General features: G+C 35.6%; 15 protein-coding genes. 5 read left to right on the top strand and 10 right to left on the bottom strand.

What is annotated here, in order from left to right:
• Positions 1 to 557: 557 nt before the first annotated feature.
• Both AC1RFD_RS01645 and AC1RFD_RS01640 read right to left on the bottom strand, forming a co-directional pair.
• Positions 558 to 1,535, bottom strand: a complete 978-nt coding sequence (locus AC1RFD_RS01645; protein WP_492474436.1) for a serine hydrolase domain-containing protein — start codon at positions 1,533 to 1,535, stop codon at positions 558 to 560.
• Positions 1,536 to 1,626: 91 nt separating this feature from the next.
• Positions 1,627 to 2,232 carry a TetR/AcrR family transcriptional regulator gene (locus tag AC1RFD_RS01640; protein ID WP_048391175.1) on the bottom strand — a complete coding sequence of 202 codons (606 nt, stop codon included), beginning with the start codon at positions 2,230 to 2,232 and terminating at the stop codon, positions 1,627 to 1,629.
• A gap of 291 nt (positions 2,233 to 2,523) precedes the next feature.
• Here AC1RFD_RS01640 and AC1RFD_RS01635 point away from each other — a divergent pair, with 291 nt between their 5' ends.
• Entirely contained in the window at positions 2,524 to 3,921 is a 1,398-nt protein-coding gene (locus AC1RFD_RS01635; protein WP_369580602.1) for a hypothetical protein, read from the top strand.
• A 30-nt stretch (positions 3,922 to 3,951) separates the two neighbouring features.
• On the opposite strand, the gene AC1RFD_RS01630 is transcribed toward AC1RFD_RS01635, so the two are convergent.
• The 4 genes from AC1RFD_RS01630 to AC1RFD_RS01615 are packed head-to-tail and all read right to left on the bottom strand — an operon-like array spanning position 3,952 to position 6,295.
• Positions 3,952 to 4,350 (bottom strand): GntR family transcriptional regulator, encoded by a 399-nt coding sequence (locus AC1RFD_RS01630; protein WP_054550647.1) that lies wholly within the window; start codon positions 4,348 to 4,350, stop codon positions 3,952 to 3,954.
• Positions 4,351 to 4,371: 21 nt separating this feature from the next.
• On the bottom strand, positions 4,372 to 5,151 hold the full coding sequence (locus AC1RFD_RS01625) for an ABC transporter permease (protein ID WP_048391181.1): 780 nt from the start codon (positions 5,149 to 5,151) through the stop codon (positions 4,372 to 4,374).
• A gap of 6 nt (positions 5,152 to 5,157) precedes the next feature.
• Positions 5,158 to 6,060, bottom strand: a complete 903-nt coding sequence (locus AC1RFD_RS01620; RefSeq protein ID WP_054550646.1) for an ABC transporter ATP-binding protein — start codon at positions 6,058 to 6,060, stop codon at positions 5,158 to 5,160.
• Positions 6,044 to 6,295 (bottom strand): PLD nuclease N-terminal domain-containing protein, encoded by a 252-nt coding sequence (locus AC1RFD_RS01615; RefSeq protein WP_054550645.1) that lies wholly within the window; start codon positions 6,293 to 6,295, stop codon positions 6,044 to 6,046. The genes AC1RFD_RS01620 and AC1RFD_RS01615 overlap by 17 nt, the downstream gene beginning before the upstream one ends.
• Before the next feature lie 183 nt (positions 6,296 to 6,478).
• On the opposite strand from AC1RFD_RS01615, the gene AC1RFD_RS01610 reads away from it, so the two are divergent.
• On the top strand, positions 6,479 to 7,018 hold the full coding sequence (locus AC1RFD_RS01610; protein WP_048391183.1) for a transcriptional regulator: 540 nt from the start codon (positions 6,479 to 6,481) through the stop codon (positions 7,016 to 7,018).
• A 32-nt stretch (positions 7,019 to 7,050) separates the two neighbouring features.
• A complete protein-coding gene (locus tag AC1RFD_RS01605; protein ID WP_048391185.1) occupies positions 7,051 to 7,911 on the top strand; it encodes a YitT family protein in 861 nt (286 codons plus the stop codon).
• 41 nt (positions 7,912 to 7,952) lie between these two features.
• On the opposite strand, the gene AC1RFD_RS01600 is transcribed toward AC1RFD_RS01605, so the two are convergent.
• Positions 7,953 to 9,116 (bottom strand): YbfB/YjiJ family MFS transporter, encoded by a 1,164-nt coding sequence (locus AC1RFD_RS01600; protein ID WP_492474435.1) that lies wholly within the window; start codon positions 9,114 to 9,116, stop codon positions 7,953 to 7,955.
• A 100-nt stretch (positions 9,117 to 9,216) separates the two neighbouring features.
• On the opposite strand from AC1RFD_RS01600, the gene AC1RFD_RS01595 reads away from it, so the two are divergent.
• Entirely contained in the window at positions 9,217 to 10,095 is an 879-nt protein-coding gene (locus tag AC1RFD_RS01595; RefSeq protein ID WP_492474434.1) for a LysR family transcriptional regulator, read from the top strand.
• A gap of 85 nt (positions 10,096 to 10,180) precedes the next feature.
• Here the strand turns inward: AC1RFD_RS01595 and AC1RFD_RS01590 are convergent, their stop codons facing one another.
• Positions 10,181 to 11,782: a Na/Pi cotransporter family protein gene (locus AC1RFD_RS01590; protein WP_181574679.1), complete on the bottom strand. Its 1,602-nt coding sequence runs from the start codon at positions 11,780 to 11,782 to the stop codon at positions 10,181 to 10,183.
• A gap of 279 nt (positions 11,783 to 12,061) precedes the next feature.
• On the opposite strand from AC1RFD_RS01590, the gene AC1RFD_RS01585 reads away from it, so the two are divergent.
• Positions 12,062 to 12,367 (top strand): hypothetical protein, encoded by a 306-nt coding sequence (locus AC1RFD_RS01585; RefSeq protein WP_048391191.1) that lies wholly within the window; start codon positions 12,062 to 12,064, stop codon positions 12,365 to 12,367.
• A gap of 4 nt (positions 12,368 to 12,371) precedes the next feature.
• Here the strand turns inward: AC1RFD_RS01585 and AC1RFD_RS01580 are convergent, their stop codons facing one another.
• Entirely contained in the window at positions 12,372 to 13,883 is a 1,512-nt protein-coding gene (locus AC1RFD_RS01580) for a sensor histidine kinase (protein ID WP_054550640.1), read from the bottom strand.
• On the bottom strand, positions 13,867 to 14,568 hold the full coding sequence (locus tag AC1RFD_RS01575; protein WP_048391196.1) for a response regulator transcription factor: 702 nt from the start codon (positions 14,566 to 14,568) through the stop codon (positions 13,867 to 13,869). Before AC1RFD_RS01575 ends, AC1RFD_RS01580 begins: the two co-directional genes overlap by 17 nt.
• Between the last annotated feature and the right edge of the window lie 26 nt (positions 14,569 to 14,594).

Here is a 14,594-nt window from a genome sequence, read left to right as displayed (position 1 = left end):
AACCACTCCAATAAATTTATATCTTTTTATTTTAACATAGTTCAGTGTATAGGGTGATTAGCTAAAAGCGTTATATATTATGGATTATAGATTATCGATAATCTATAAAAGTATTTTAATCTATAAACTCATTTCTTTCAAATATCTTGTTTTGGGTAGGTAACTAAATAATATGAAGTACCTTTTAAGAGAAAATTTATAAATGCAAAAAAGATGGTGTTAAGTTGATCAGACCGGTATATGGAGATAATTTGCGATATGAGTTACTCAATAATAACCTATAAAAAATGCACACAAACTGCTAGTTATTGTCTAACAATTTGTATGCCTTTCATCTTAAAGTGATTTGTTATGAGTTGACGATGTATATCCCTGTTTCTTCCATTAACAACTGTTGCGCTATATGAACCACTAATCTTCTCTGTTGCAATTTATATGGGCTTACCAGCACTTTGCGTACCGAATGCAACCTTTTAATTATACTATTTCAAAAAGACTTAGGAATAACTCCTAAGCCGTAATCATGTTTCTTCTCATATGAAAAAGAGTCTGTACCCCTAGTCTCTATTCTCTATATAACTTACAATTTGATTGGCAACAGTTGATGTTAACAACGTAGATATATTACTTAAAACAATAATTGTTGCGTCACTTTCTATCAACCTTAAATAGGAGGAAGTAAAACCATTAATCCCGCCATGATGAAAAATGAGCGTATTATTCTTTTTTGTCTTAGTAATGTTCCATCCATATCCATGGCCAAAACGACCTGATAAAAGCATCTGAGTTGTTATATTTTTCGATAGTAAACAATTATTTTTTATTGCATCATCAAGTAATTGTAAATCTTCTACTGTAGAAAATAACCCACCAGCAGAATAGGTGTTAGACATATTGATGAAACTAGCATGATAAATATTATTTTTTTCTAACTCATAACCGCTTGCTTTATACTTTTGAATAGCCACGTTATAATCAAGTCCAGTATTTAACATAGATAGAGGCTGAAGAATCTTTTGTTTAAGAAACTCTTCATAACTTAAACCACTTGTCATTTCTATAATCTTACCTAATACAATGTATCCTGAATTAGAATAATTAAACTCTTTCCCTGGTATAGATTTGAATGAACAAGAAATAATCCAATTTATTAAATCATCTGGTGATTGTAGTTGATAAGATTTTAATAAAAAATCAGGTTGATCAGTAATATTACCAATGCCAGATGTATGCGTTAATAGATGTTCGATCATAATTTGGTTACCTTTTGGAAAATTAGGAATAAAATTATCTACAGTATTATGTAACTGTAACTTTTGCTCTTCAACTAGCATTAAAATTGCAATGGTAGTAAAGATTTTAGTTACAGATCCAATACGGAACTTTGTAATAGCTGTATTTGGTATATCCCATTCATAATTAGCTTTTCCAAATGATTCTTTATATATTGTTTCTCCTTGATCAACCACTAAGATATTTCCACTAAACCCCTCTTCTTTTGAGTTTAAAAATGAATGAATATATGATTTTAGCAAATATCAAGCACTCCTTATTTTGTACTATAAGTTACTTGAAATGTTATCCAATGGCATTTACCAACTTCCTCCTTTCGAACTTTACGAGATCTTAAAGCTCATTTCTAAGATTTCTGCGAATTTCCTTTTGCTTTAACTTTATTAATTCTATGATACTTTTACAGATTCTTTTAAGTGACTCATTTGATTTGTAAGTGAGTACGAAAATACTGCCACCTTCTATCATGCTAAAGACTAAATACGCCATTTCTGTAGCTTCCTCAGGGGGCCAATTTGATTGGATAAACTTTTCTCTTAATATCATGATAAGTTCTTCATAGGCATTCTTGCATGCTAAACGAAGTTGCTCACTCATATGCCAAGTTTCCAAAGAAATAAGTGCTAGTGGAATTCCATCATGTGCAATTTTTGGATTGAAACTTAAACATTGACCAAAAAAACACTCTAAAGCTTTAATTACATCATCATGCTGTGAAAATAAATTTCTCAACTCTTGAGCAGCAAAATCTTTTGTTCGATTAATTGCCTCTGTCGCTAATTGCTCCTTGCCTTCAGGAAAATAATAATAAAGCGAACCTTTTGGACAACCCGACTCTTTAATAATTTGATTTAATCCTGTAGCATGGTACCCTTGTTTTTGAAACAGTGTTGACGCGGTTGATAAAATTTTCATTTTACTTTCTTGATTTCTAGACATTTTCCCCTCCGAAATTATAACGACTGGTCTATATAATAAATTGTTAAGACGATAAAGTCAATAGAACTGATTATTGCTTCACCTTTACTCGTTTAATAGTTAATTCAACTTTCATTTTTAATGGCAAGCTCTAATTCCTCACCTTTTATGATTACTTGATCTACATCCGATAATTTATTTTAATTACCCATTAATTCAGACTGCTTTTCACAGGATCAAAATTTTTTAAAATCAGCACCATCTTTTTTTCTCTTCATATTCTATAGAATCAGAATATTGAGGGGGAAACGTATGGGGATTGAATTCACAGCTCTCCATTGGATTTACGTGGTTTTTATTGTGCTCATCATCGGATTTATGGTTAAACGTCGCGATACCACCCTCATTTGTGTAGTAGGCATCTTTATGCTAGCGATTGTTGCAACTGGTGATTTTACCTCGTCCATAAGTGGTGTGTTTAACAGCTTTATTTATGCCATAACTGAGCTGCTATCAACGATTCTTATTATTTCGATTATCGTGGCGATGAGTCGGGTCATGATGTCTTCAGGTATTAATGAGGTTATGGTGGCCCCTTTCACAAAGATCATTAAAACACCCGCACTCGCTTATTGGACGATTGGACTTTTAATGATGTTTATTTCTTGGTTTTTCTGGCCATCACCTGCAGTAGCGCTATTAGGAGCCGTGCTCTTGCCTGTTGCGATTCGGGCGGGCCTCCCAGCACTGGGGGTTGCCATGGCGATGAACTTATTTGGGCATGGTATTGCATTATCGAGTGATTTTGTCATTCAAGGGGCTCCAAAATTAACGGCTGATGCTGCTGGTATCCCTGTTGGAGATGTTGTTTCAGCCAGTATTCCGCTTGTTATCACAATGGGCGTTGTAACGACAATTGTTGCTTATATTTTTTTAAGACGTGATATGAAACGAGGAACGCTACTTTTAAATACTGGCAACAATGAGGAGGAGGATGGTGAACAAGAAACTGCGGAAAACTTACTGTCAATTGGGCAAAAACGATTCTTCGCCGTACTTATTCCTATTGCCTTTATCTTAGACGTTATCGCTATGTCAGTATTCAATTTAACGGGCGGCGATGCAACGGCTTTAATCGGTGGAACCTCTGTTTTTATTTTATTGTTGCTTAGTATGGTTGCTCATAAATCAGCGGGATTAGAAAAGACAACAAGTTATTTGATTCAAGGATTTCAATTCGGCTTTAAAGTCTTCGGACCCGTAATTCCAATTGCTGCTTTCTTCTATCTTGGAGATGCTGGCTTTACACAAATTCTTGGAGATCACCTCCCCGCTACTTCACACGGTATTGTCAATGATCTGGGTGTCGGTCTTGCAGCAATAGTTCCGTTAACAAAGGAAATTGCTGTTGTCACACTAGCAGTTGTTGGCGCTATTACGGGGTTAGATGGTTCGGGCTTCTCTGGAATTTCTTTAGCAGGTTCGGTTGGAAGTCTATTCGGGAATGCTATTGGTGGGGGAACAGCCACTTTAACTGCTTTAGGGCAAATCACAGCTATATGGGTAGGCGGCGGCGCATTGATTCCTTGGGCATTAATCCCAGCAGCTGCTATTTGTAATGTCAGCCCATTTGAGCTGGCAAGACGAAATTTAATTCCTGTAGTCATTGGACTGATTGTGACAACGATAGTTGCTGTATTTTTAATTTAATAAAAATAGTAAGAGATGGTCACTAGGTTATCAGTAGCCATCTCTTTCACTCTCCGTATAATACTTTTGTAAAATGTCATAAAACATTTCTTTTAGTTGAGATTTTTTCATGCCTAAAATATAAGCCTCTATCAATAATTGCTCCACTTTCATAGCTATTTGGTGACATGAAATAGTCGTTGCTTTATTAGGATCTACGATAACAAATGCTCTAGACTGAGGCTTAATGGTGATGATCCCCTTTTTTTGAAGCTCTTTGTAGCTTTTATGAACTGTATGCAGATTGAGGTTTGTTTGTGCTGCTAGCTGGCGAATTGAAGGCAAATGTTCCCCCTTTTTTAAGCTTCCAGTCGCTATGGATAAAAGCAACTGCTGTGTGAGTTGTTGATAATATGGAATTTTGCTTCTTCGATTTACTTTTACATTCATTTGTCGAGGATTTCCTCCATATTAAAATTTCTTTTTGGCAATAAAATGATGCATGATAGCCATCATGAATAGTACAAGTAACAGTGTGACAATTATATTAAAGCTATACCATTTTTCTATGTCACCTGTCATGATTATCGTTGTAGCATACAAACTATTACTAGCTGGATTTATGACATCTAAGAATGGATGTAAACCAGCACAAAAACGACAAATAAATAAGACACCAATACTAATTAAAGCAATAAATGGTGTACTATTAAAAAATGTACTCATCATGGCAACAAATGTAATGATGAACAACAGCCAAATACAATAAAATGCTAAAGCTATCAATGCGCGCATTATCGGTACAGAGGTAAATAAATAAGATGTATAGCCAAGGGACATTGCATAGCCAAGCGAAATACATAGGACGGCTAAAATATAATGAGTAAGGAGTTTACTGTTTAAGTAGGATGTGATTGATACTGGCCTTGTTAAAATGAAGGCCATCATTCCATTCGCTTTTTCTCCTTGAATAATACCCATCGTTGCAATAGCAAGGATGATTATACCTAATTGATCAAATTGCGAATTAAGGGTTGAAGCAAGCACTTCTTCTCCCCCTGGCTTTGCCATTGTTGGATCAATTATAATCCCTTCTATACCACCCATTGATTGTAAAATAGCAGGCAAGAAATACATCATAATCGGCTGAGTTAAACCTAGGAGGATATAGACGATTGGTAGCCAAACGACTTTATATTCCTTTGTCATTTGATTCATTTCTTTTTTACTTAGTGCTATAAACGTATTCACTTCAAATTACACCACCAATTCTAAAAATATTTCTTCTAAGCTTTCTTGAAGGCCAAGATCAAACTTTGTAAATAGTACATTTGAATCCAATCCGTACTGTAGCAATCGATGGGCGTCCTTTTCCAAGTGATTGACATATACTTTAAAACCTTCCCCACAATTTTCGATTCTCTTTACATAAGGTAAATGTTCAATCGTTGTTAGCCACTTCACATCTTTCTTTTGAACCGCTAAAAAGATAGCTGAATCTTGATAGCGATTAAGTAACTCTAATTTTGTTGCATCTTCTATTTTGTAACCATTTTTAATGACCACAAAGCGCTCACAAACTTCCTCCGCATCGGCTAAAATATGTGTAGAAAGTAATATGGTCGTTTCTTTTTTTATGTCTTTTAATAGATTCAGCACTTCACGTCTACCAATTGGATCTAGGGCTGAAACTGGTTCATCCATAATGATGAAAGCTGGCCTGTGTAATAAAGCTTGTGCGATTCCAAGACGCTGTTTCATACCTCCTGAAAATGTTCCAACATGAGCATATGCTTCTTTCCCTAAGCCTACCTTTTCCAGAAGAATTGGGATGTCTTTTTGTAATTGATTTTTCGAAATACCCGAAAGTGTCCCCATAAAGGCTAAAGTTTCAGAGGCTGTCATCCACGAGAAGAAATTAGGGTACTGTGGTAAATAACCAATATGATTTTTCATCTTTGAAATTTTTTGCCCATCAAGTACAATGTCCCCTGCATCTGCATAAAGAATATCAGCAATAATCTGAATTAATGTAGATTTTCCTGCCCCGTTTGGTCCAATAAGCCCTACACATTCATTCGAATCTATAACCATTGAAAAGCTACTTACTGCCGTTTTCTGTTTAAATTTTTTCGTAATATTATTAATTTCTAAGCGCACGTTTATTGACATCCTTTCTTCCCATCACGAAATATAGAACAGAACCAATTGTATTAAAGAACAAAATAATAATGGCCCACATTAGTATGTTTTCTCTGCTATCTCTATGTTTATATAAATCTATTAGTGCAACAGTGATAAGTAAAAAACCTACGAGTACAAATGGTAAAAGAATTGGTAGTATGTTTGCCCAATCAATTTGATTTAAGTCTTCAAAACCATAGTGTAATTTCATTTTTATAACCCCTTTCATTATCATTATCAATAATGATAACAAAAGAATGAAAAAATTTCATTACCTTTTTACTGTACATCTTTAAAAAAACGCTATAGTATATTTTTTGATAATGTTCTCAAATTGATAACATTTGATTGCTTCCCTTGATACTATCTCATTTTCTGGTAGGAGGATCGGTTTATGCGTAATAAAGCAGAGGTATTAATGCACCCTGTGAGAATGAAAATTTTACAAGCTCTGATGCACAATAAAGAAGAGGGTTTAAGCACATTGGAGATGATTTCTGTCATTAAAGATGTACCACAAGCCACTCTATATCGTCATATCCAAATTTTAGTCGATGAAAATATCATAAAAATTGTGAAAGAGCGAAAAGTTCGTTCTGTTACAGAGAAGTTTTATGCATTAAATGAAGGAGCAGCAAAACTTAGTAAGGAGGATTGGACTCAACTCACAACCAAGCAAAAATTAAATTATATTTCCTACTATCAATTGGCTTTACTATCTCAATATCAAAATTATTTGCATTCACTTGATGAAAAAGAAAGCACAACAGATTTAGCAACTTTTTCTTTAATCGACTTAACGTTAACGGACGATCAATTCAAAAACTTTGAAAATGAATTAAACGATTTATTAACTAAATACTATAATATGACCGACTCAAATAAAGGTTTGGAGACTAAAACAATTGCTTTAAATATTATTCCAAAGCCTTAGGTACTATTGACGTAGAGAAATGGAGAAGATTTATGAAAAAAGGAAAGTCACTAGAAAATATACGAAAATTAATTATGATCATTATTGGGGCAGTTATAGCTGCATACGGACTAGAGGCCGTGTTAATTCCGAATGCTGTCATTGATGGCGGTGTAACAGGTCTTAGTATTATGGGTGCGCACCTCTTTGGTATCCCGTTAGGCGTACTGCTCTTTGTATTAAATATTCCGTTCATTTATATCGGCTACAAGCAAGTTGGAAAAACCTTTGCCTTAATGAGTAGTGCTGGTATTGCAGCTTTATCGATTTCTACAGTGCTTTTACATGACGTTAAAACCATTTTAGGCCCAAATGATCCCCTCCTAATTGTCTTATCTGGTGGTATGCTCCTTGGTGTGGGTATTGGAATTGTCCTACGAAATGGTGGCGCTTTAGATGGCTCAGAGGTTTTAGCTGTACTATTATCACGTAAAATTCCATTTTCAGTCGGCGATATTATATTATTTATCAATGCCTTTATTTTCTTAGGGGCAAGCTTTATCTTTGGCTTAGAGAGTGCTCTCTACTCAGCGTTAACTTACTATATTGCCAAAAATGTTATCGATATTATCCAAGTTGGTTTAGAAAAATCAAAAGAAGTTCGTGTTGTTAGTGGAAAATCCGAGGAGATTGGAGACGCTATCCAAGCCCGCTTAGGACGTGGTGTTACCTATACACATGGACGTGGTGGTTTCTCCAATGAACCAACAGAAATCTTAAACTGTGTCATTAACCGTATGGAAGAAAATAAATTAGTTTCGATTATTAAAGACATCGACGAAGGCGCTTTTGTAGTCATTTCTGATGTGTCAGAAGTTCGTGGTGGTAACTTTAAGAAACGAGATATCCATTAATTTCAAAGTAAGTAAGGCGCACTATACCTTACTTACTTTTTTTAGTTGCTTCTATCATATTTTACGCCACCTATTAAACATAATCCTCCCAGCATTACTACTAAGGAAGCCCCAACTAAGGCATACTGATAGCTATTTGTGTAACTTGCAAGTGTGCCTGCAATGGATGGACCAATCATTTGTCCGAGCGCATAGCCAGCCGTTAAATAACCTATCATTTGATGACTATTAACTGGGGCAAGTTTCCTCGCTAATGTTGTACAAACAGTTGTAATTCCCATAAAGGTTGCCCCAAAAATGAAGGCACTAGCATAAAGGGTCATCGAATTTGTAGCTAGCGCAGGTAAAACAATACCTATCGCTTGCAGTAGCATAGAGATGAGTAAAATTTTCACATAGCCATAACGTTGTGCTAGCTTAGACCAAACGATACATGAGGGAATTGCTGCAACACCCACAACAAACCATACAAAGGCTGCATCTCCATGAAAGCTTGCCGACTCCTGTGCAATTGATACAATAAATGTGCCTGTGACAATATAGCCAAGCCCCTCTAAGCTATAAGCGATGATTAACCATTTTATCCAAGACTGAGGAGGCGTTTTCTGTGAAATTATCTGGCTTTCCACTAGTTGTTTACTTGGTGTAATAGGCTTAATGAATAGTACAATCAAGACAAACAATACAATACTAAATAAAGCTAATACGATCCAAGTTCCATTCCAATGGAAAACAGCTTGGATTGGTGAAACAATTACCGCACTTAATGCAATCCCTATTCCCACCCCACTATAGAACAGCCCCGATAGATGCATATGACTACTGCTGGCTAACTGGTCTAGTATAAGGCTTGTTATAACAACAAAAATAAAAGCACTCACAACACCCGAGATAAATCGTAATAAATACCAAATGATGATTACATTTGTAAAGCCCATGAAGGCTGTTGTTAAAATGCTGATAACAAGGGTAATTTGCAAAAAGAGAATACGTTTATTCCCTATTGGTAAACGACCTGCCACCCAGGCTCCAACCAAATAACCTAAGTAATTACTTGTTGCTAAGTAACCTGCTGTTGCTCGGCTAAATTCAAAAGTTTCTTGCATATAAGGTAAAATAACCGTATACGAAAAACGGCCGATGCCCATAGCAATAACTAAAGCAAAAATACCCCCGATTAAATAGCGTACGGTTTGCTTGTGCATATCATCACTCCTTCTATTTCACTATATCGAATATCTAGGTATCAAAAATAGATCTAATTCTTTATAATAAGTATCAATAAAATTGATAGCTGGAGGGCATATGAATATTAATGATTTAACGATTTATCGAACAGTCGTCCAAACAGGTAGCTTTTCTAAAGCTGCCACAGCACTTAATTACACACAATCCAATATCTCTATGAAAATACAAAGTCTTGAGGCAATCTACGAAACAACCTTTTTTTATCGTGGACATCGAGGGATACGGCTAACACCAAAAGGAGAACAATTCTACGAGTTAGTCCTAAAAATGCTTCATCTCTATGAAAAAACCTTTGAGATCATACATGAAACGGAGGAACAACGAGGCGTTTTACGAATTGGTTCGATGGAAACAACTGCTGCATTGCATTTACCAACTCTGTTAAGCACATTTCATCAAGCACATGAACAAGTGGATATCACCATATTAACAAGCCCTTCCCAGTACAATATTGAACGGGTAGAAAACTATGAACTAGATGGCGCATTTGTTACCGGACCTGTTTATAAAGAAAATATAATGATGAAAGAGTTTGTCTGTGAAGAGCTTGTTATTCTCACTTCTAGCAAGCATAAACCTATTAAGCATCTACAGGATTTAGAGGGAAGCACTTTGATTACGTTCCGCCACGGCTGTTCCTATCGAGCCATCTTGGAACATTGGTTACATGAAGAAGGGGTTCGACCACAAAATCGAATGGAGCTTGGTACGCTTGATGGTATTATTGGTTGTGTTGCTGCTGGGTTAGGTATTACCTTACTACCACTTGCCATTGCGGAAAAATATATGGCAACACAAGCATTAACATTGCACAAGATAAAGAACAAGCAAGCACATATTCCTACATGGTTTATTTATCGTAAGGACGAAGTACAATCCCCCATCCTAACTTATTTTTTAGAAGCCATAGAAGCTTATGACTATCCGACAGTTTGAGGGTTCTATCTGTCATTTTAACAATTCTATCCTTCCACTAATAAAAAAGCTGTTCAGCAGATTATCTCCACTGAACAGCTTATTATTAGGCAATAACGGTTTCCGCTATGTTAGAAGCATGATCACCAATTCTTTCTAAATTACTCACAATATCTGCAAATACAATACCTGCTGAACCTGAGCAAACTCCTTCATTTAATCGCTTAATATGCAATTTACGTAAACGTCTCTCCATATTATCAATTTCATTTTCTTTTTCTATCACTTGCTGTGCTAAGGAAAGATCACGCTTATCAAGGGATTCAATAGACATTTTCACAGTTTCTAATGTAAAAACAAACATATCTTCTAACTCCTGCATCGCTTGTTGACTTAAACGAACGCGATTACTATCCTTGTATTGCAGAAGCTCAATTATATTTTCTACATGATCACCAATTCGTTCGATATCCCGAATATTTTCAAATAAAGCATGATGCACTTGGGAATCATGGGTTGATAGAGATTGTTTTGATAGCTCCACTAAATATTCCGTTGATTTGCGGTCTAAATTATTAATGGCTTCCTCCAATTGGCCGACCTTGCCGATTAACTTAGCATCATCCGTTTTCAAAATCGTTAACGTTTCTTCTAGACCTTGAATACTATACTCGCCCATGCGCACTACTTCCATCTTTGCTTGACCTAATGCCACTGATGGTGATTTGATAATCAAATTTTTATCCAAAAATTTTGGTTTGTATTCAATAACTGAATCTTCGCCTGGAATTAGTTTCGTTACGACATAAGCCCAAACACCTATGAATGGTAACTGAATGATTGTATTGATGACATTAAACGTTCCATGTGCAAAGGCTATTTGCATTTTCGGCTCTAAATTGAGCACCCCTGCAATCCATTCCACATAGTTCGTAAATAATCCCAATATGAGCATAAAGATAATTGTACCCACTACATTAAATAGTAAATGTGTGGCAGCTGCTCGCTTTGCTGCAATAGAAGCACCTAAAGCGGCTAGAATTGCTGTAATCGTTGTACCAATATTATCTCCAAACAAGACAGGTAATGCCCCGTGTAAAGTTATTAAATCTTCAGCATAAAGCCCTTGTAAAATCCCTACTGTAGCTGAGGAAGATTGAACAATCAGGGTGAATATCGTTCCTACTAATACCCCTAAAATCGGCACATCAGACATTTGTACAGTCAAATCTAAAAATGGTTGCCAATCTCTAAGCGGCTTCATTCCACCACTCATAAGCTCTAAACCAATAAATAAACCTGCAAACCCGAATAATACTTGTCCCATATTTTGAATGAAACTCTTCTTAAAGAAAAATAAGCATATCGCGCCCACTGCCATAATTGGATATGCGTAAGCACCTACATCTATTCCTATAATAAATGCTGTGATGGTTGTCCCAATATTAGCTCCCATAATAACGCCTATTGCTTGACGCAATTTCATAAGTCCTGCGCTCACTAGTCCAACAGTTATAACGGTCGTACCTGAACTTGATTGTATGAGAACTGTAACAACAATACCAACTAGTACACCCATCAATGGGTTTGTTGTAAATTTATCTAAAATATCTCTTAGTCGATCACCTGCAGCCTTCTGCAAGCCATCTCCCATAAATTTAATAGCGAAAAGAAATAAGCCTAACCCTCCAAGAAATTGGAAAATCATCTCCTGTACATTGATAGCCAATCCATTCAACCCTTTCCTTGTTGTCAGACTTTATTATTAATAGTTTTAAGCTAGCTGTACATATCATTTACAATGGATTAAATTAATGTTTACACGCCCTTTACAATTAGTCCAAAAAACGGACATATTCAAATCAAATTCAACAAAAAACAAACAAAAAAAACATGAAAAAATCTTCAATCAGATTTTCACATGTTTTCTTTTGACGACTGAATGCATTTCCATTAGGCTGTACTTAGACACTGAAGGGAGTTTTCTATGGATATTTTTATAGCTAGTAACCGCCAATTACCGATCCGCTACTATGTGCAGGAAGCAATTTGGATTCGACGTGGTGGCAGTATTAAGCTGCCAGATTTAACACTGCCATTTTTCGTTGAGGTAGAGATTAAAAATCAATATAATTTACATATCATTGCAGATTATATTATGGACTTTCAACGACAATACAAGCATACTGAAATCCAATTATTAATCAGAAACACAGCTACCCTAGCAACCCTGCAAGACATGCTGTCACATCATACACAAACACAACATGCCATTACTATTCTTCCATTGTAGTCAGTTATGAAGCTGCTAACGGCAATGTGATAATAAAGTACAGTGTCTCGTTTTTGTATTTTGCGTGAATCGTTCCTCCGTGAAGCTCCACTATGCTTTTCGCAATCGCTAGTCCAAGCCCTGAGCCCTCGGTTACATTTGTTCTCGATTGATCTTTTTTATAAAATCTCTCAAATAAACTAGCAAGCTCCACCGATGTAAAGGCATCACTTTGATTCGCTACACAAATACGCACATGGTTTGCTTGTCCTTCAAGGGAAACCATAATTTTTCCTTCAGCAGTACTATAATTGATCGCATTGATGAGAAGATTATCAAATACTCGTACAATCTTTTCCGAATCCAGCGCAGCAAAAATTCGATTCTCTGGAAAATGTTTTATAAAAATACGTTGTTTCTCCTCTGCTAACGGTACTAATTCCTCCATTAGTTGTTCGAGCAGCTCATTTACACAAACTTGTTGTCGCATTAAAGTATTTTTATCATTCGTGAGCTTAGTATATTCAAATAAATCGTCTATTAAATTTTTTAATTGTTCGGATTTAGAAAAGGCTATTTTCAAATATTCGTCATATTGCTCTTTTGTCTCATACTTCTCTTCTCTTAATAAACGCAAATAACCCATGATTGAGGTAAGAGGTGTTCTAAGGTCATGTGAAACATTTGTAATAAGCTCGTTTTTTTGTTGCTCAATTTTCCTCTCCATCTCGATACTTGTCATAATTTCTTCTGCCATTTGATTAACATTATCCGTTAGTGAAGCAATTTCATCTTGGCCTTTTTTCTCAATACGAAAGGCTAAATTTCCTTTTGCGATTTCCATAACCCCCTCTGCTAATGCCTCAATTTGATTCATTTTGCGTTTTGTTATCAAGAAAAATGATACGATAAACAACATAACACCAATGAAAAAAGGTATGGGACCTTCATTCGTACTTGTGATGGCTTCTCCTTGTGGAAGCCCACTAACAAAGAAGTAATAATTTTTATCTTGTAAAGTTAGTGGCACTAATGTAGTAAACTCTTCACGAGAAGTTTCGATCATATGATAGGCATTTTCAAAAGGTTGATTCATTGTAAAGCCCATGACATGCCTTATTTCTTCATGCAAATCGATTTGTTGCTCTTTTACCTGCTTTGTTTTATATAAGATCTTACCTGCCTCATCTGTGACGACAATTTTGAATGCATTGTCCTCATTTTCTATTTTTCCATTTTCTTGATCGATCAATTCTCTTAATGCTTCAACACTATTTTCTTGGGTTGCCAATGCTGCTGTATCCTGTGCATGATAATACATCATCTTCATACTACCACTATAATCCACAATCACTGTCTCATTGTTATTCTCAAAAAATGGCACTACTGCACGTGCCACTAAAAAACTGCCAAGTGCACATAATAAAAACGTTGTAAATAGTTGAATACGAATGCTACGTTGAATATTATTTTTTATTTTCGCACCAATTTGCTTCAGAAACCTTGGGAACTTTAAAAGCCTAAAGAACTTTTTCAACTTTATACCCTACTCCCCATACGGTTTTAATATATTGTGGATTCCTTGGATTTGCCTCAATTCGCTCTCTAATTTTTCGAATATGTACCATTACAGTATTTTCCGATTGAAATGCTTCCTCTTTCCAAACTTTTTCATAGATTTGCTCTGCACTCATGACAATGCCAGGGTTACTAACAAGCAATTCCAAAATAGCAAACTCCCTAGGTGTCAGCTTTACTCTTTCATTGTTAACAAAAACTTCATGTGTCGCTGTATTGATACGTAAATCGCCAACTTCCAGCTCCTCTCTATTGCTGCTATGTAAGCCACTCATTTTCAGATAGCGACGGAGCTGTGATTTAATGCGGGCAATTAGCTCTAATGGATTAAAGGGCTTAGTCACATAATCATCAGCACCTATCGTTAAACCACTAATCTTATCCATATCTTGAGATTTGGCAGTTAGCATAATAATAGGCATTTCTGCTATTTCTCTTACCTTCATACACATTTCAATGCCATTTACTTTAGGCATCATTAAATCCAATACAATTAAATGTACTTTATGCTTCTTTACTAACTGTAAGCCCTCTTCTCCATCACATGCCTCTAACACATGAAATCCCTCATTTTTCAAATAAATGCCTATCAGATTTCTTATCTCTTTTTCATCATCTACAATTAAAATTGTTTCATTACTCATCTAATCCCACCATTAATCAAATATTT

The organism is Lysinibacillus sp. GW823-FHT02G10 (assembly GCF_058797135.1).
Note: the sequence above shows the minus strand (reverse complement) of the source record. Positions and strands in the feature narration are given on the sequence as shown.